Source organism: Lysinibacillus sp. NPDC098008 (genome assembly GCF_044760715.1).
Classification (GTDB): domain Bacteria; phylum Bacillota; class Bacilli; order Bacillales_A; family Planococcaceae; genus Lysinibacillus.
Genome location: NZ_JBIWBA010000017.1, coordinates 1 through 17,999, shown reverse-complemented (window position 1 = coordinate 17,999; position 17,999 = coordinate 1). Strand labels below are relative to the sequence as shown.

20 protein-coding genes, 1 tRNA gene and 1 rRNA gene are annotated in these 17,999 nt (G+C 38.0%); 4 read left to right on the top strand and 18 right to left on the bottom strand.

Features of this window, described 5'->3' with window-relative positions; translation table 11 throughout:
- Nucleotides 1-109: 109 nt before the first annotated feature.
- The 7 genes from ACIQVU_RS14140 to groES form a co-directional block, all read right to left on the bottom strand.
- Nucleotides 110-580, bottom strand: coding sequence for a hypothetical protein (locus tag ACIQVU_RS14140; RefSeq protein ID WP_340807860.1), 471 nt, complete (start codon nt 578-580; stop codon nt 110-112).
- 243 nt (nt 581-823) lie between these two features.
- Entirely contained in the window at nt 824-1,774 is a 951-nt protein-coding gene (locus ACIQVU_RS14135) for a tripartite tricarboxylate transporter substrate-binding protein (RefSeq protein ID WP_340807861.1), read from the bottom strand.
- 27 nt (nt 1,775-1,801) lie between these two features.
- Nucleotides 1,802-2,476, bottom strand: a complete 675-nt coding sequence (locus ACIQVU_RS14130) for a response regulator (RefSeq protein ID WP_340807862.1) — start codon at nt 2,474-2,476, stop codon at nt 1,802-1,804.
- Nucleotide 2,477: 1 nt separating this feature from the next.
- Nucleotides 2,478-3,746, bottom strand: a complete 1,269-nt coding sequence (locus tag ACIQVU_RS14125; protein WP_402896063.1) for a sensor histidine kinase — start codon at nt 3,744-3,746, stop codon at nt 2,478-2,480.
- A 99-nt stretch (nt 3,747-3,845) separates the two neighbouring features.
- Complete coding sequence (locus ACIQVU_RS14120) at nt 3,846-5,171, bottom strand: CitMHS family transporter (protein WP_340807865.1); 1,326 nt, start codon at nt 5,169-5,171, stop codon at nt 3,846-3,848.
- A gap of 370 nt (nt 5,172-5,541) precedes the next feature.
- The gene (gene groL / locus ACIQVU_RS14115; RefSeq protein ID WP_340807866.1) at nt 5,542-7,176 is read right to left on the bottom strand and encodes a chaperonin GroEL; all 1,635 of its coding nucleotides are present in this window, start codon (nt 7,174-7,176) and stop codon (nt 5,542-5,544) included.
- 139 nt (nt 7,177-7,315) lie between these two features.
- Nucleotides 7,316-7,600 carry a co-chaperone GroES gene (gene groES / locus ACIQVU_RS14110; RefSeq protein ID WP_340807868.1) on the bottom strand — a complete coding sequence of 95 codons (285 nt, stop codon included), beginning with the start codon at nt 7,598-7,600 and terminating at the stop codon, nt 7,316-7,318.
- Nucleotides 7,601-7,772: 172 nt separating this feature from the next.
- Between groES and ACIQVU_RS14105 the strand changes: the two genes are divergently transcribed.
- On the top strand, nt 7,773-8,537 hold the full coding sequence (locus ACIQVU_RS14105) for a CPBP family intramembrane glutamic endopeptidase (RefSeq protein WP_402896060.1): 765 nt from the start codon (nt 7,773-7,775) through the stop codon (nt 8,535-8,537).
- Between the two features lie 68 nt (nt 8,538-8,605).
- Here ACIQVU_RS14105 and tatC read toward each other — a convergent pair whose 3' ends face one another.
- The 3 genes from tatC to ACIQVU_RS14090 form a co-directional block, all read right to left on the bottom strand.
- On the bottom strand, nt 8,606-9,430 hold the full coding sequence (tatC, locus tag ACIQVU_RS14100) for a twin-arginine translocase subunit TatC (protein WP_340807871.1): 825 nt from the start codon (nt 9,428-9,430) through the stop codon (nt 8,606-8,608).
- 17 nt (nt 9,431-9,447) lie between these two features.
- The gene (locus ACIQVU_RS14095) at nt 9,448-9,633 is read right to left on the bottom strand and encodes a twin-arginine translocase TatA/TatE family subunit (protein WP_008176991.1); all 186 of its coding nucleotides are present in this window, start codon (nt 9,631-9,633) and stop codon (nt 9,448-9,450) included.
- A 119-nt stretch (nt 9,634-9,752) separates the two neighbouring features.
- Nucleotides 9,753-10,388, bottom strand: a complete 636-nt coding sequence (locus tag ACIQVU_RS14090; protein ID WP_402896058.1) for a redox-sensing transcriptional repressor Rex — start codon at nt 10,386-10,388, stop codon at nt 9,753-9,755.
- 230 nt (nt 10,389-10,618) lie between these two features.
- Between ACIQVU_RS14090 and ACIQVU_RS14085 the strand changes: the two genes are divergently transcribed.
- The gene (locus tag ACIQVU_RS14085; protein WP_402896112.1) at nt 10,619-12,562 is read left to right on the top strand and encodes an ABC transporter ATP-binding protein; all 1,944 of its coding nucleotides are present in this window, start codon (nt 10,619-10,621) and stop codon (nt 12,560-12,562) included.
- Between the two features lie 433 nt (nt 12,563-12,995).
- Here ACIQVU_RS14085 and tsaD read toward each other — a convergent pair whose 3' ends face one another.
- The 7 genes from tsaD to ACIQVU_RS14050 all read right to left on the bottom strand — a co-directional run bounded on the left by tsaD (nt 12,996) and on the right by ACIQVU_RS14050 (nt 16,803).
- Nucleotides 12,996-14,012, bottom strand: coding sequence for a tRNA (adenosine(37)-N6)-threonylcarbamoyltransferase complex transferase subunit TsaD (tsaD, locus tag ACIQVU_RS14080; protein WP_402896110.1), 1,017 nt, complete (start codon nt 14,010-14,012; stop codon nt 12,996-12,998).
- Nucleotides 14,012-14,464, bottom strand: a complete 453-nt coding sequence (gene rimI, locus ACIQVU_RS14075) for a ribosomal protein S18-alanine N-acetyltransferase (protein WP_340807881.1) — start codon at nt 14,462-14,464, stop codon at nt 14,012-14,014. Before rimI ends, tsaD begins: the two co-directional genes overlap by 1 nt.
- Nucleotides 14,457-15,164 carry a tRNA (adenosine(37)-N6)-threonylcarbamoyltransferase complex dimerization subunit type 1 TsaB gene (tsaB, locus tag ACIQVU_RS14070; RefSeq protein WP_340807883.1) on the bottom strand — a complete coding sequence of 236 codons (708 nt, stop codon included), beginning with the start codon at nt 15,162-15,164 and terminating at the stop codon, nt 14,457-14,459. Before tsaB ends, rimI begins: the two co-directional genes overlap by 8 nt.
- Complete coding sequence (tsaE, locus tag ACIQVU_RS14065) at nt 15,161-15,610, bottom strand: tRNA (adenosine(37)-N6)-threonylcarbamoyltransferase complex ATPase subunit type 1 TsaE (RefSeq protein WP_340807884.1); 450 nt, start codon at nt 15,608-15,610, stop codon at nt 15,161-15,163. The genes tsaB and tsaE overlap by 4 nt, the downstream gene beginning before the upstream one ends.
- A 112-nt stretch (nt 15,611-15,722) precedes the next feature.
- A complete protein-coding gene (locus ACIQVU_RS14060; protein WP_402896055.1) occupies nt 15,723-15,896 on the bottom strand; it encodes a hypothetical protein in 174 nt (57 codons plus the stop codon).
- Nucleotides 15,893-16,063, bottom strand: coding sequence for a hypothetical protein (locus tag ACIQVU_RS14055; RefSeq protein ID WP_402896053.1), 171 nt, complete (start codon nt 16,061-16,063; stop codon nt 15,893-15,895). The genes ACIQVU_RS14060 and ACIQVU_RS14055 overlap by 4 nt, the downstream gene beginning before the upstream one ends.
- Nucleotides 16,064-16,727: 664 nt before the next feature.
- Nucleotides 16,728-16,803 (bottom strand) — tRNA-Asp (locus ACIQVU_RS14050).
- A 150-nt stretch (nt 16,804-16,953) separates the two neighbouring features.
- Between ACIQVU_RS14050 and ACIQVU_RS14045 the strand changes: the two genes are divergently transcribed.
- Both ACIQVU_RS14045 and ACIQVU_RS14040 read left to right on the top strand, forming a co-directional pair.
- The gene (locus ACIQVU_RS14045) at nt 16,954-17,583 is read left to right on the top strand and encodes a TetR/AcrR family transcriptional regulator (RefSeq protein WP_340807887.1); all 630 of its coding nucleotides are present in this window, start codon (nt 16,954-16,956) and stop codon (nt 17,581-17,583) included.
- 25 nt (nt 17,584-17,608) lie between these two features.
- The gene (locus tag ACIQVU_RS14040) at nt 17,609-17,782 is read left to right on the top strand and encodes a DUF2197 domain-containing protein (protein WP_340807888.1); all 174 of its coding nucleotides are present in this window, start codon (nt 17,609-17,611) and stop codon (nt 17,780-17,782) included.
- A gap of 112 nt (nt 17,783-17,894) precedes the next feature.
- Here the strand turns inward: ACIQVU_RS14040 and rrf are convergent.
- Nucleotides 17,895-17,999 (bottom strand): 5S ribosomal RNA (gene rrf / locus ACIQVU_RS14035); the annotation flags it as partial.

The window sequence follows — 17,999 nt, the reverse complement described above, 5'->3', positions numbered from 1 at the left end:
GAAAATTTTTTTCCATAAAAAAAGCCAGCTCTTAAATGATCTATTTAAGAACTAGCTACTATTTTATAAATATCTAAGACTATTATTCACAATCTGCCATTATTATATCTTAAATTTTTATATCTATAGCTACATTAGAAATATCCTGCTGAAGGGGCTCATTGTCACCAGCACTGGTTTCGCTGGATGAAGATGTCTGCTGATCCTCATCCTCAGATAATTGCTTATGCTCCTCTGGATTTTCTTTCGCTATACGCAATGTTAATGCTTTACCATAAAGGGCTGGATCATGCTCTAATAAAAATTTATGATCTTTTGTTGGGACTTTATCACCTGCTGTAATACGCCTCGCAATTTCCAAGCAGGTTACATAAGTTTTTAATGCATTTTTTTCGTCCTCCATCCGCTTTTTAGCAGCCTCAGTTTCTCGCTTTAGCTGCTCTGCCATCTGCTCCTGTCTTTTTAACTCCTGCTCTCGCTCCCGCTGCTTCTTTAATTGTTTGTCATCAGCCATTGCCTGCTTTAATGCCTCAACTTGATCAGCAGAAAATTTGGAATAACCGCTAGCTTCAATCCGCATCTGTCCTCCTCCTTTTCTTATAAAAGAGTATCTTAATGTATTATTCGGCTGAAATCTAAACAACTAAACTATAATTTTGGATCAATGACAAAATATGTGCTTACAATTTAACATAGTTTTGAAGTCATAGCTGTGGAAAATTAGTACCTGAACACGTTGCTGTCAATTGTAATGGAATATACAATTAAAGGGCTGTACAAAATGAAAATCTTTTGCACAGCCCTTCTTCTATTGGAAAGAAGCTTATTTTTGTTGCATGATACGGTGATATTTCCGGTATTCATTATCTAAAAATACAGCAGTTTCCTCGCTATTTTTGTAAAAGCCAGTCCAGTTATGCTTTTGCAGTTCCTGCTCCCATACAGGGGATGCTTGAACCTTTGTTAACAAATGACTCCATTGCTCTTTCTCCGTTTCACTCATATTCCCTGGCCCTACTATCCCTCGCCAATGTGGAAATACAATATCAATTCCTTCTTCCTTCCATGTTGGAACGTTAGGAAAGCGATTGAGGCGTTCAGGTGACGAAATCGCAATAATACGTATTTGCTTATTTTCGGCGAACATCTCTGATTGGGAGGAGGAAAGAGATGCCGCTACAATCTCTCCTGACTGCAGAGCTGCCAACAAATTATCAGCATTTGCATAGCGGAAAAAACGCAAGGATGCCGCTGAAATCTGTCGTGTACGAGCTGCTTGGATAAACGCAATTTGATCATCATTTCCAAACTGCGGCTCAATGCCAATTGGATAACGAGCTGGCTCATTTTTTAGCTTTTGCATTAAATCATTAATAGACGTAATGGCAGAGTGATTAGCTACAACGACTGCCTGCCATTCGCTTGCCATCGTCGCTAATGGCGTAAAATCTTCGTAATGTAGCTTGCTATGTCCAAGTAGCTCATTTGTTAGCAAAAGACTAGATGTCATCGCAATGGTGCTACTAGAAGATTCATTTAAGCGTAGCCATCCTTCCTCCCCGCCGTTCCCCTCTTCATAAACAATCTTTACGTTGCCATCTATAAGCTGCTCTTTTTCAATTACTGTTTTAATAGAAGTCGCAAGGGCATCCCAGCCACCAGCTGGAGCACCAGGAACGATAAGCGTCAACTCTCTTTCTGAAAGGGGTGGATTGGATGGAATACAACCAGCTAAAAAAACAACAAATAGGCAAATCATTAACTTTTTCAGCAATTCCCTTCCCCTTCCTATTACTAAAAACTATACTTTGAAATAACGGCGCTCTGGACGTCCAACAATACCATATTCATGCTCCACGCGACAGAAGCCTATTGTGACCAAATATTCGAGATACCGGCGAGCGGTTGTTCGAGAGGCACCCATTTTTGCACCCATTTCTTCAATAGAGATACCTGACTCAGTTGTTTTCATCAAATCCGAAACACGTGTAAGTGTGACACCATCAATCCCAGTCGGAAGTGAAGCATTGGAGAAAGTGGGTGATCCTGCTTCTGAAAAATAGGCATCAACCACCTCTTGGGTAACATGGCTCGTTTCGGACAAAAGCTGCTTTTTCTTTTTATAATTCATTAACACCGATGTGAATTTTTGAAGTGATACTGGTTTGATTAAATAGTGAAAAACACCATAACGTAGAGCTTCCTGAAGCATTTCTTTTTCAGAAGCCGCCGTAATCATAATAATATCTACCTGTGGAAATCGTTCTTTTATAATCGGCAGTAGCTCTGTCCCGAGTTGATCAGGCATATAAATATCCAAGAGCAGTATATCCACTGGCTCTTGTTCAAGTTGTGCCAGTAGCTCTGCCCCATTCAATGCTTTCCAGACAAGTGTAAATCCTTCTAGCTGCTGCAAAAAGCCTTCCTGTATATTAGCAATACGAAAATCATCCTCAGCAATAGCAACACGTATCACGTTATGATTCCCCCTTTTTAGGAATATAAATAGTGAAAATCGTTCCGTTTGGTTCATTTGCTAACACATCAATCATACCTCCAAAAGAATCAACTGCTTCTTTAACATTAAACAAGCCATAGCCACGATGCTCTCCTTTTATTGACCAACCTTTTTCAAATAACAACTGAACTGTATTTTCATCAATACCATATCCATTGTCAGCTACTTCAATAATGAGCGTTGGGCTGGCATCTGTTATTAGCAAAGAAACATAGGGGTCCTCCACATCCTTTACTGCGTCAAATGCATTGTCAATAAGATTGCTAATTACTGTCAGTAATAAATGGACATCCACATTTGATGGTATTGCTGTTAACGTACTTTCTGGTTCAATGGAAAAAGCAATTTTACGCTCAGATGCCTTTGCTGTTTTTCCAAGCAAAACCGCCTGAATAAAATCATCTTTAATCTGCTTAAAGACAATATGCTGGTGTACGGTAATGCTGTCCACTTCTTTCTGAATAAAGTCAAGTGCAGCATCATGGCGATTTAGCTGTAAAAGACCAGAGAGCACATACAATTTATTCATAAACTCATGTGTTTGAGCGCGTAACTCATCTGAATAGAGGCGCATTTCATCAATGGTCCGCTTATACATAGCAGCTATTTTCACTGGCTCAAAGCCAAGTGTATCCGCCAGAATACTTTTTGTTAGCCAGAGCCCACCAACCACTCCTGCTAAAAGAGCGACAGCAGCCGCGATTAAAATATCGCTCATTTGCGAAGCTGTTTGAACTGCAATCGACTGCTTTGAAAATTCAACGGAAACAGTACCAACTACTTCCGCTGAGTTTCCCACTGCATACAAAACAGGTGCTTTACCAATGATTGACTCCCCATCTGTCCCCTGCTCTTCAACGATATACGTTCCACCATATATCAGAGCACGACTGTCTGATGCTTGTAAAGCCAGCGCTGCTTCATGAGTCGAGAGTATAGCTCCATTTTGCCCTGCAATCGTAATTGATTGTGCGTCAGTACGTTTTCGTATTTGTTCCACAATAGACTGGAGAGTGTCTTGTTCTGAATTTCCATTTAAAAAAGCAATCGTTTCTGGCATAAAAGATAATGTTTGTGCGGTTTGCAATGACAGCTTTTCAGCCTGCTCAGACGTTTCACTTGCTTGAATTGAGTAAAAAACAACAGACATACCAGCTACAATAAAAAAAAGCAATGAAAACACGAGAATAAAAATTTTTGTCCGCAATGTAATCGTTTTTTTGCTCATGAAGACCCCTTATCTTATTTGCTTTATACTAGATTGTACGAAAAAATTTATCGAAATAAAAGAAAAATTCCCGAATATAAAAAGTTCGGGAATAATTGATTAAAGTGAAATAACACCAAATAGCACTGCGACAATCGTCATAACGATGGATGTACCAATCGTCCATAAAATCGTAAAACGCTGATACTGACCGAAATCAACTTTTGCCATACCAACAAGTAAATATGTGGATGCAACAAGTGGACTCAATAAATGCACAGGTTGTCCAAGTAAAGATGCACGCCCAAGCTCTACTGCACTAATACCATAATTAGATGCAGCCTCTGCAATAATAGGCAGTACACCAAAATAGTAAGCATCATTCGACATAAAGAATGTGAATGGCATACTTGTAATAGCTGTAATAACCGGCAAATGAGGTCCCATTGAATCAGGAATAATAGCAACAAGACTCTTGGCCATTGCGTCTACCATTTCAGTACCAGATAAAATACCTGTAAAAATTCCCGCTGCAAAAACAAGCGATACAACTGCCAAGACATTGCCAGCATGTGCGGCAATTCGCTCTTTTTGATGCATGACATTCGGATAATTGATTGTGATTGCGACAGCAAATGCAAGCATAAAAAGAATGGCTAATGGCATAACACCTAAAATAAGCAATACCATAAGAATAATAGTTAAAATAAGATTTACCCATAGTAGCTTCGGACGTTTCCATGCTGCATCTTCCTCGGATGCAGCCGTTTCACCTAAAACCTCCGCATAATTTTGTCCTCCAGCAGATACCTGAATGGCTTCTAGTGATAAAACGCCAAGGCGTTTTCGCTCCATTCTACCCATCCAGTAAGCAGCAAGCAGCACCCATATAGCACCACAAACCATAACTGGAATTAATGGATTAAACAGCTCATGCATATCAAGGCTTAAGGCACTAGCTGCTCGTGCAGTTGGTCCTCCCCATGGTGTTAAATTCGTTACGCCTACAGCCATTAACGCAACAGCTGGCAAAATAAGCGGATTCATCTTTAGACGTTGATAAAGTGGAAGCATTGCAGAAATTGTAATCATATAGGTTGTTGTTCCATCACCATCGAGAGAAACAATTGTCGCCAATACAGCTGTACCGACTACAATTTTCATCGGATCACCTTTTACTGCCTTTAAAATCTTATTGACAACCGGGTCAAATAAACCAGCATCAATCATAATACCAAAATACAAGATGGCAAACATCAGCATAACACCAGTTGGTGCTAGATTTTTAATCCCCTCAAGTGCCATTTCACCGAGATCAGACCCAAAACCAGCAAAAATAGCGAACGCTGCTGGTACAACCATAAGTGCAATTAATGCGGAAAGCCTTCCGCTCATAATTAAATACATAAATGTAGCTACCATGGCAAAACCGAGAATAGCAAGCATTGTCAAACACCCCTCTTCACTTGTTGAAAGCGCTTTATTAAAATTAATTTAGCGAATCTTGACGAAAAGTGATATAAAATGAAAAATAAAAACGTTTTATTCTTAAAGTGAATTGTGTTCATAAAAACCAAACGATTGCTATTCTTCTGAATCTTTAAAGTATAAAAAAACCACCTCTCATAATTTTTTAAAATCATGAGAAGTGGTAGTTGCTCTATATTTTAATTGCAAAGCACACTACTTCTTAAAAAGAAGTGTTGAAACGTCAAATGGCGATTCTCTAATGGCTAAAATTTAGCTATTTATAAATAGCATAAACTAATAATCAACATCTACAAACATTGATATATCAACGTTTTTTCGATATTAATTACATCATTCCTGGCATACCGCCCATGCCGCCCATATCTGGCATTGCTGGTGCTGCTGGTTCTGGAATATCTGCTACCACTGCCTCTGTTGTTAAGAACAGAGCTGCTACAGATGCTGCGTTTTGTAGTGCTGAGCGTGTTACTTTTGCTGGGTCTACTACGCCTGCTTCCATCATATTTACCCATTCGCCAGTTGCTGCATTGAAGCCTACACCGATTTCCTCACGTTTTAAACGATCTACAATGATTGAACCTTCTAGACCAGCGTTATTAGCGATTTGGCGAACTGGCTCTTCTAAAGCACGTAGAACGATTTTCACACCTGTAGCTACATCGCCTTCTACTGACTCAGCCGCTTTTTCCACTGCTGCATAGACGTTAAGAAGTGCAGTACCACCACCTGATACGATACCTTCTTCAACTGCTGCACGAGTTGAGTTCAATGCGTCCTCAATGCGAAGTTTGCGCTCTTTTAGCTCTGTTTCTGTTGCAGCACCAACTTTGATAACTGCTACACCGCCTGCTAATTTTGCAAGACGCTCTTGTAATTTTTCTTTATCGAACTCTGAAGTAGTTTCAGCAAGTTGCGCACGAATTTGACCAACACGTGCCTCGATAGCATCTGCACCGCCTACACCTTCAACAATTGTTGTGTTGTCTTTTGTGACAACAACTTTTGCTGCGCGACCAAGTGCAGAAATATCAGCTGATTTTAGGTCTAAGCCTAATTCTTCTGTAATCACTTGACCACCAGTTAGGATAGCGATATCTTCAAGCATTGCTTTACGACGATCACCAAAGCCAGGTGCTTTTACTGCTACAGCATTGAATGTACCACGAAGCTTATTCACAACAAGTGTTGCAAGTGCTTCACCTTCAACATCTTCAGCAATCATTAATAGTGGACGACCTTGTTGTACCACTTGCTCTAATAATGGTAATACTTCTTGAATGTTTGTGATTTTTTTATCTGTAATTAAAATATATGGGTTTTCAAGAACCGCTTCCATTTTATCTGTATCTGTTACCATATAGTGTGAAGCGTAGCCGCGGTCAAATTGCATCCCCTCTACTACATCAAGCTCTGTTGTAAAGCCTTTAGATTCTTCAATTGTAATAACACCATCGTTACCAACACGTTCCATCGCTTCAGCAATAAGTTGTCCAACTTCATCGTCAGCAGCAGAAATAGCAGCAACTTGTGCAATTTCTTCTTTATTGCTTACAGGGCGAGAAATGGCATGTAATTCTGTTAATGCAGCCGCAACTGCTTTATCAATACCTTTACGGATACCTACAGGGTTTGCACCAGCTGTAACATTTTTCAAACCTTCACGAATGATTGCCTGTGCTAACACTGTTGCAGTAGTTGTACCGTCACCTGCGATTTCATTTGTTTTAGAAGCAACCTCAGCTACTAATTTTGCTCCCATGTTTTCATATGGGTTTTCTAGCTCGATTTCTTTTGCAATTGTTACACCATCATTTGTAATAAGTGGTGAACCGAATTTTTTTTCTAATACAACATTGCGCCCTTTTGGCCCTAATGTTACCTTTACAGCATTTGCTAATTTATCTACACCTTGTAGCATTAATGAACGAGCGTCTTCTGAAAATTTAATATCTTTTGCCATGTGAATTTACCCTCCTGAAATGGAATATTCGTTAAGCTTCATCAATATGTTTATATTAATTTTTGCTTCTTGTACATTGTTATAAAGCGAACAATGACTGTAAGCATTCACCTTATCGAAAGGTGCATAAAATATTGGTTTATTCAATAACTGCAAGAATATCGCTTTCGCGTAAAATTAGGTATTCATTACCTTCAAATTTAACTTCTGTACCAGCGTATTTAGAGAAAATAATGCGGTCGTCAACTTTAACGTCAAGCTCTACACGTTGTCCATTCTCTAAAACACGACCTGTCCCAACTGCTACAACTTTACCTTCTTGTGGTTTTTCTTTTGCCGAGTCGGGTAGCACAATACCGAATGCAGATTTTTCTTCTACCTCGATTAGTTCAATTACAATACGATCTCCTAGTGGTCTTAACAAGTGAAACAACCTCCTATTAATTAAATAATAATTAAGTTTTTATTAGCACTCAATCTCAACGAGTGCTAACACATTTATTATAATAATCAATCACTCTTTTTTTTGCAAGTCAGAACCTCTAAAAATTTTGTTTTCTTTCTATATTCCTCTACAATAGAAATGAAGCATATGAATGGAAAGGATTTTGATTGTGACTAATTTTCAAAAAGTGAAGAAACATAAAAAAACAGGTCTGTACGTTTTACTCATCTATATCCTTATGCAAATTTCAGGTAGATGGTTGCTCTTACCGTTTCATGCACTTGTTCAAAAAATAACAGGGCTATCCCCTGAACAAGCTGCACCTATTACGCAAGGCTGGTATATTGCCCTTAGCTTTGCCATTGCGCTTATTTTAAGCTTAATTCTAACTTCTCGCGATAAAGACTTTTGGAATATTTATCAAGGAAAAAAAGAAACGATACCTCTTACAATCGTCTGGGGAATTATCGGCTTCTTCCTCGTATTCTTTGGTCAAATGATTGGCGCTGTTATTGAAATGACTGTTTTTGGTATCGAAGGAGGCTCGCAAAATACTGCGGATATTGTTGCATTAGCTAAAGGTGCTCCAATTGCTATATTAGCGATTGTTGTATTTGGCCCAATCTTAGAAGAGTTTGTCTTCCGCAGAGTAATATTTGGATCACTTGTCCAAACAACAAATTTTTGGATAGCTGCTATTGTCAGTGCTATATTCTTTGCGCTTATACACTTCGACTTTTCTCATATTCTGCTTTATACGATTTGTGGCTTAATTTTCGCCTTTTTATATCACAAAACAAAACGTATTTGGACTTCAATTATCGCACATATTATGTTGAACGGTTTTGTGACACTTATACAATTCTATGCAGAACCACTACAAAAGTTTCTTGAAGAGCTAGAAAAAATGCAATAAATTTTTGTAAAGCTATCATATGATGAAAAAGCTCGATGCCAAAAAACTTAGGCACCGAGCTTTTATCATTACTGCTGATTAAATTCTTCTATTTGGCGTCGTTGCTGCTCAAGCGCCTCTTCAACTAGGCGTTTTTGCTCAGCTTCCTGTTCCTCTTTTAGACGTAGCTCTTCTGATCTCAAGTATTTTTTATAGCCAATTCGAGAAATCATAATACTAATTTCGTAAAGAATAAATAATGGAACTGACACCATTAAATGCGACGCCAATTCAGGTGGTGCAATAATTGCAGCACATACAAATAATGCAAAATATGAATATTTACGAATACGAATTAATAAATCAGGACTTAATATTCCTATACGTGAAAAGAATAATACAACAATTGGTAATTGGAATAAAAAACCGAATGGTATTGTAAGTTTAAATAAAAATGTAAAATACTCATGTATACCAATCGTTTGCTGAATCTCTAAATCATTTGATAAATTCATCATAAACGTCATGACATAAGGAAATAGTAAAAAATATGAAAAAGATAACCCTGCTAAAAATAGTAAAAACGAATATGGTATATAGCTTAAAGTTGCTTTTCTTTCTATTTCGCTTAAGCCTGGACTAATAAATGCCCATAATTGATACATTAAAATTGGTGATGAAATAATAAACGCAATTAAAAAAATAATTTGGAAATAAATAGACAGTGGTGTTACTACATCAAAAGCATGAAGCTCTAAATTATAGGATTCCCCTGTAGATTGGATGTATTTCACAAGTGGTTTTGCAACAAAAAAACCACCAGCCATAGCGAGAACAAAGAAAACGGCAACTATAAAAAGCCGTTTTCTTAATTCTTCTATATGCTCAATGATAGTTAGATCTTTTGGATTCATTCCTCAAACATCCTAACTTATTTATCTAGTTCTTTCTTTTTCTTATCATCATCGTCTTCGTCGGCCAATCCTTTTGTAGCATTTTTGAATTCACGTAATGTTGAACCAAATGCCTTACCAAGCTCTGGTAATTTTTTAGGACCAAAAATTAGTAATGCCACAACTCCGATAATAATGAGGCTCATAGGACCAATACCACCCATTCCAGCCACCTCCTCTTATATCCATCATTTTAACGCATAATTCGTCAATTTGCTAACTAATTAAATGTGAAAGTTTTTCGTCATAGCCTTCTCTATATCACTAGTAAAGAGTAGCTTTATCAGTCTTCCTGATTACGAATTAAATAAATAAGTGCTTGCAACTCTACAGATAAATCAATGGTTAATAGTTGCATGCTATCAGGCACTGTTAAACGCTCTGGTGTAAAGTTTAAAATACCCTTTGCATTCATTCCAGCAAGGCGATCAGCCATTTTCTGTGCTGAGCGTGAAGATACCGTTAAAATAGCAAGCTCCGCTCCATATTCTGCATATTTTTCTTCTAGCAAATCTGGATGAAAAACAGGAATATTACTAATCATTTTTCCATCTTTAGGAGCTTTTGAGTCAAATGCTACAACAATATGAGTATTATGGTTTTTTTGAAAATTATATTTGAGTAATGCACTACCTAAATTCCCTACGCCAATTAATGCCACCTTTGTCGTTTCGTGCTGATCAAGCGTTTGACTAAAAAACTGTAATAGATGCTGTACATCATAACCGTAGCCCTTTTTCCCAAGAGCGCCAAAATACGAAAAATCACGGCGAATGGTTGCAGAATCTATTTTCATCGCTTCACTCAATTCCTTGGACGATATACGCTCCATACCTTCCTGTGCAAAGTTTTGAATAAATCGATAGTAAAGAGGAAGTCTTTTTGTAGTGGCCTGTGGAATTTTTAATTCTTGTTTCAAACTTTTTCCTCCTTATAGTATACCTAATCCAATTTTACTGTATTTAGCTATAACTATATACAAAATATTTGCTACCCACTAGCGTATTTCCCTTTAGTTAATGGCGCTTTTACGCAACTAACTAAAGGGAAATCGTTTCAATCTTACATGACTGCTCGGAATAAGTAAAGCACTGACATTGCATGCAAATCGTTCATCCATTACACTAAGGTAGAATTGAGGTGTCAAGAATGATTGTTTTACAGGTCAATCAACTATATAAATCCTTTCTTGCAGATGAAATTTTAAGCGGTGTTAAATTAGAGGTGCAACATCGTGATCGCGTTGCCTTAGTAGGACGCAATGGTGCAGGTAAATCTACGTTATTAAAAATCATCGCTGGTCAAATGTCTTATGATTCAGGCGATATTATTATTCCTAAAGGTATCCAAATTGGCTATTTAGAGCAGCATGCCGGATTAAATTCTACATTAACAATTTGGGATGAAATGATGACGATTTTTGCATCACTGCTTGAGCAGGAGCAAACCTTGCGCTCCCTTGAACAGCAAATGGCTGATCCAAATATCTATGAAAACCCTACTGTCTATGCAAAAATTATGGCGGGATATGATCAATTACAGCATACATTTAAGGATGCTGGTGGCTATCAATTTGAATCGGATATCCGCTCCGTGCTTCACGGTATGCAATTTTATCCTGAAGACTATGATAAACCTATCAGCTCATTATCTGGTGGACAACGCACGCGATTAGCGCTTGCCAAGCTCCTACTGAGTAAACCAGACCTTTTAATTCTCGATGAGCCGACAAACCATTTAGATATTGAAACACTATCTTGGTTGGAATCCTATTTAAAGGGCTATGAAGGCGCCATTTTAATTGTTTCGCATGACCGCTATTTCCTAGATCAGGTCGTTTCAATTGTCTATGAGGTTTCTCGTCATCGCGTCACAAAATATACCGGCAACTATAGTGCTTATTTAGATGAAAAGGCTAAAAATTATGAGCGTGATCTGAAGCTATACGAGCGTCAGCAAGATGAGAAAGCTAAGCTTGAGGACTTTATTCAAAAAAATATTGCACGTGCCTCTACAACAAAAATGGCACAGAGCCGTCGGAAAATGCTAGAGCGAACAGAATGGATGGAATCTCCAGAGGGTGATGAAAAATCAGCTAGCTTTGGCTTCACTATTGAACGTCAAAGTGGCAATGATGTATTATCTATTGACGATTTAACTATTGGTTATGGTCAACAAGCAATATCAAGTGGCATTACCCTACGTACCTTTCGTGAGGATCGTATAGCACTGGTAGGTCCAAATGGCGTTGGCAAATCAACATTACTGAAAACAATTGTAAAGGACCTAACCCCTATTTCAGGCGATATTCGTTATGGCACAAATGTGCAAATTGGCTACTATGATCAGGAGCAGGCAAAACTCTCCAGCAATAAAAGTGTTTTAAAAGAGCTTTGGGATGAATGGCCATTAATGAATGAAAAGGATATACGCACTGTCCTAGGACGTTTTTTATTTAGTGGTGAAGATGTGGATAAAGTAGTATCTTCGTTATCTGGTGGTGAAAAGGCACGACTGGCACTTGCAAAACTAATGATGCAAAAGGCAAATTTTTTAATTTTGGATGAGCCGACAAACCATCTTGACTTAGATAGTAAAGAGGTGCTGGAAAATGCGTTAATTGATTATCCAGGGACACTTCTTTTTGTGTCACATGACCGCTACTTTATTAATCGTATTGCCACAAAAGTAGTCGAGCTGTCTGGAACAGGCTCTTTTGAGTATTTAGGTGACTACGATTATTATTTGGAGAAAAAACAAGAACTACTAGAGCTTGCACAAATGAAAGCAGCCTCACAGCCACAAGGACAACAAGAAGCAACTGAAAAAACCTCTACCTCTAAAATTGATAAAGAGGCTAAAAAACGCGAACGTCAAATTAGACGTGCTATTGAGGAATTAGAAGAAAAGATGCAAGAAACCATTGCTACTATTGCACATTTAGAGGAAGCCCTTTGTGATCCTGCGATTTTCACAGACCATGAAAAAATTACAGAGCTTCAAGAGCAGCTAACAACTGCTAAAGAACAACATGAGCTATTCGAATTAGAATGGCTGGAGTTAAATGAAGAGCTTGAAAATATTCATCTATAAGGCTGTCTAAGACCGAGCTATCCACTGAACCTTTATTATGTGGACTAGTTCGGTTTTCTTTACTCGTCACCATTTTTCATATATATTGGTCAAGCGCTATTTTTCGACAAAAAATGCCCACAACTTTATACACACAATAAATCTAGTTGTATCAACATATCAACAGAGTTTTCCACATTGTCCACAATTAAAAATTATTTTATCCACATTCCTTCTTATAAAATCTACTACTATATATAGAATAATCACAAGTTATACACAAGTTATCAACATTTTGTGCATAAGTACGCCTGTTCGCTGTTTTTTTATCACTATACCTGTGGATAATTTTCTGAAAAATTTGTCAATTAAACTGCTCCCTCCTTTAGCATTTCTCTACAATTTTTTTAACATACAAAAAGAGGCGTCCTTAGAAAGACACCTCTTCTTTATGTTAAACCCATGATTTTAATTCCATGCCAGGACGTCCATTCATCAATAAATTTCCACGAACCCCCGCTTCAAACATCGGTGCTGCTGCCGCGCCAATCATTGCTGCATTATCTGTGCACAATTTAAGCGGCGGTACAAAAAATGGAATACCTTCCTTTGTGAATACTGCCTCTAATGACGCACGTAAGCCTTTATTTGCTGCGACACCGCCTGCTGCAATTACTTGTTTCACTTGATATGCCTTTGCGGCACGCAATGCTTTTGCTGTTAGTACCTCTACCACACTTTCCTGAAAGCCTTTTGCAACAGCTGTTGGCGAAATTTCCTCTCCTCGCTGATCCATATTATGCTTATAATTAATAACAGCTGATTTCAAACCACTAAAGCTAAAATCATATGAATCTTCCTCCAACCAAACCCTCGGAAAAGATACAGCCTCTTCGCCTTCATGAGCAAGCTGGTCAATACGTGGGCCACCTGGATAAGGCAAGTTTAACACACGTGCCACTTTATCATAGGCTTCACCTGCTGCATCATCTCGCGTTTCACCAATCACTTCAAATGAGCCATGCTCCTTCATATAGACAAGCTCTGTATGACCACCTGATACAACAAGTGCTAATAATGGAAACTCCATTGGCTGAACAAGTGCATTGGCATAAATATGCCCTGCAATATGATGCACACCAATAATCGGTAAATTATGTGCAAATGCAAAGGCCTTTGCTGCATTAATACCAATCAATAATGCACCTACAAGCCCCGGTCCCTCTGTCACAGCAACCGCATCTAAATCTGCTGGCTTTATATTGGCTTGTGTTAAAGCCTCCTCAATCACCACTGTAATTTGCTCAACATGATGACGTGATGCAATTTCAGGAACAACACCACCAAATCGCTTATGACTTTCTATTTGTGAAGCAACAACATTTGAAACAATTTCATTGCCATTGCGAATAATCGCCGCTGCTGTTTCATCACAGCTTGATTCTATTGCTAATATTATTGTATTTTTCACTATAACTTCGCCCACATAACAAGGGCATCCTCCCCGTTATCAGTATAATAGCCTTTTCGTATGCCGCCGTCTTGGAACTGAAGCTTGCGATAAAGATTTTGTGCAATCGTATTTGTTACACGAACCTCTAAAGACATCATCTCCATTCCATGTAAACGTGCTATTTGCATCGCCTCACGCATAAGTCCTTCACCAATGCCTCTGCCACGTGCTTGCTCCACAACAGCTACATTCGTAATTTGGGCTGCATCAATCACCATCCACATACCACAAAAGCCAATAATGCTACCATCTGCATCCTCAGCTAATACATAATGTGCATATGGGTTCTCATGTACTTCATAATAAAAGGAATCTAATGTCCATGCTACGGGAAATGAGGCAAGCTCAATTTCATAAACTGCTGGAACATCATCAGAAACCATTTTACGATAAGTGACATTACTACTCATGTGTCCTCTCCTTTTGTTCCTTCAACCAATTTGCTTCCGCCTCAGCAATGCGCTTATATTGCGGAACAAAGTGATGGGTAGCTTCTACGCTTGGAAGTGCTACCTGTGTTGCCAAATGAACAGCTTCAGTTGCACGTGGTAAATCAAGGCTAAACGGTGCACGTATTGCTGCATCTCCAAGCACATTAGTAATGCTCTCCCAAAATATATCAACATCTATGCCAACAAACAAAATAGGTGCTTCTAAAGCCTTTAAACGCTCTAATAGCTCATCGATATGTGTATGGTAATCCTCAACAATAGTTTCTAGTGCCATTCCTTGATAAATAGCCGTGTAAACATTGCCTCTACGTGCATCAAAAATTGGGCAAATTAAGCCATTGTATAAAGCAGCATTTGCTGCTAATATTTTCAAGCTAGAGATACCAACTAAAGGCTTTTGTAACGTCCATGCTAGCGTTTTAGCCAGTGTTACACCTATACGGACGCCTGTATAAGAGCCTGGGCCTTCAGATACTGCAATTGCGTCTAAATCGCTTGGCTTTAGCCCTATACGTGTTAAAACCTCTTCAATAGCAGGCATTGCACCTGCCGAGTGTGTTAATTTTATATTTTGCACCATTTCGGCAACCACTTTTCCATCCTTTACAACAGCGATAGAAAGCGGTGCATTTGCTGTTTCTATTCCTAACCAAATCATTTTATTAGCTCCTCACATAGTGCCTCATAGCGTTTCCCATGAGGTATTAATACAAAGCGTCGTTCATGCTCCTCGATTCGGTAAATCTCTATCGCTAGGCGCTCCTGTGGCAAATCCTGTTCAATTAAATGCGCCCACTCGACCACTGATACTGCATCACCATAGAATAGCTCATCCCATCCCAAATCCTCATCGCTTTCTGCTAAACGATAAACATCTAAATGGTTGAAGGGTAGACGTCCCTCATATTGCTTAATTATCGTAAATGTTGGACTGTTTACAGTTCTCGTAACACCCAGTCCCTTCGCTAATGCCTTTGTAAATGTTGTCTTGCCTGCACCAAGGTCCCCTTCTAATGTAATGGTATCCTGAGCTTCTAATAACGCTGCAAGTCTTACGGCAAACTGTTCTGTATCATCAACTGATTTCATGATTATTTCATACATCATCTTTTTTCCTCTCATTCACTACATTATCTCTAGTTTACCGAAACAAGCGCAAATGTTCAAAGCATCCAATATAAAAACACGCCTTCTCTCCAAAAGACGTGTCTACGTTCTATCTATTAGAATGCCCCGTTACGGCGATTACTTCCTTATCAATTAATTTATCATCTTTAAACTTCACAATATAGCCCTGTGTCATGAGTATTTCATCATCCCAACGATACTCATTTTTTTTAATTTTTTTACCTGCTCCACCTACTGTTTTTACTACTTCAATATAGGTCATATTATTTTGCTGTATTTCTCAAATTCTGTTTCATTCATATTTTTTTGCCAATGATATGTGTTGGATTCTTCAATTTCTATAATAGGATCACCGCAGCCTATCATGAACGCTATAACGCTGATAAGCATTGGTAGAGAAAGACGTTGTAAGAAATTATTACTTTTCATAGAAACACCCTCGTCATTAATCCAATTACTACTGTATTTTTACCCCTGTTCTTTATTTTAGAAACATATTTATCTAGTAATTCAATAACCTCGGTGCTGTTAAAATACTGCTAGCAACAATAGCCTGTAGACAAAGCTAAGTAATTTCAAGGTAATACAAGATGATGTCAAAAAACTAAATATATGAATAACTTGAAATAATAACGAAAAGTGTATACAAAATTGTCCATGCAGGCACTAGTTTTACTTCAGTGAAGCTGCACCCTTAAAGAATATGCTTAATTAGACAGGTTTCCATGTATTCATGGTAGAAGACTTCGATGGAGCTACCTCAACTTCAATAAGCACAAGAGTGAGCTAAATAAATTACAGCTTTCAAGCATTCAAAATTTATATAATGGTAAGATTACCCCTTATTCAATTGTTAAGTCCAGGGTACAGCTTTCATGTTGCCTACATTAGCCCATATAGAGCGTCTGTCTGAGGATTGTACATTTATAGAGGCATCGATTTCAACTCTACGCTTACCTTTTATCTACAGTTTAGCTTTCAAAATCACTAGCTCATTTCTTGCTAAATATTCTATAGGTCAACAATTCCAGCAAATAAAAAAGCTCTTATGATTTAAACTATCATAAGAACTATATTATCAGTTTTATTAAAATGGCGGTCCCGACCGGGATCGAACCGGCGATCTCCTGCGTGACAGGCAGGCATGTTAACCGCTACACCACGGGACCTCTTAAAGACATTGATAAATATATCATAAAAAAAGAAGAGAAGCAATAGATTTTTAATTTTTTTTATGTAAGTTGAACTTAGTAAAGTAGATAACCTTTATCTAAATAATTTTATTTGAATGATTTGTACGATTGTACTAAAATAAATACATGAGTAAAAAAAGTAAACCGCTTAATCAAAAAGAGATGTCGTTTATCGAAAAAGCCCGTAGAACTCAAATTGTAGAATGTGCGATTGAAACCATTGCAGAAATAGGTTATGCCCAAGCATCTTTAGGACAAATTGCCAAGCGCGCAAAAATCAGTAAGGGAGTTATTTCTTATCACTTTGCAAATAAAGGAGAATTATTAGAGCAAGTAATTTATGATTACTATACAGCTTGCCAAGCCTATATTGCTCCACTAATAGGAAGTCAAAAATCACCTAAAGAGATGCTTAGCATATACATTGAATCTAATCTTAGATTCATAGATGAGCATCGACGACATATGTTCGCTGTTATAGAAATTGTTTCTAATGAAAGAACCGCTGATGGTAAACTTCGGTTTGCGGCAGACCATGATGACACCATTTTTCTTCCAATTGAAAATATACTCAAGCTGGGGATGCAAGAAGGGATTTTCCGAGAGTTCACCAAACTCTCAGCAAGAGTGATGGCGTTGACAATAAGAAATGCCATTGATGGGTTTACCATTGAATTAATGAGAAATCCTCAGTTAAATGTGCAGGAGTATACTAACGAGCTAATTACAATCTTTGATAAATCAACTAAAAAGTAATGTGTCACAACTTAGGAGGATAACAATGTTTTACTATGAGGTAATTTGTTCTAGCTGTAAAAATAAATTCAGAGTATATGAGGGGTCACTAAGATATAGACAGTTAAAGGAAGGAAGCAACAAAATTTTTCGTTGTGAAGATTGCAATCATAAAATACGTATGGATGCAATCAAAAATTTCTTTAGAGATAGATTATAAAATATTGAGGAAAGCTTCAAAGAGCCTTATTACATACAATAAACGTAATAAGGCTCTTATTCTTTGATAAAAAAGCAGCCAGCTAAATGCTGACTGCTTTTCTATATAGATTGCCTAGCGATGTCCTACTCTCACAGGGGGAAGCCCCCAACTACCATCGGCGCGAAAGAGCTTAACTTCCGTGTTCGGGATGGGAACGGGTGTGACCTCTTTGCCA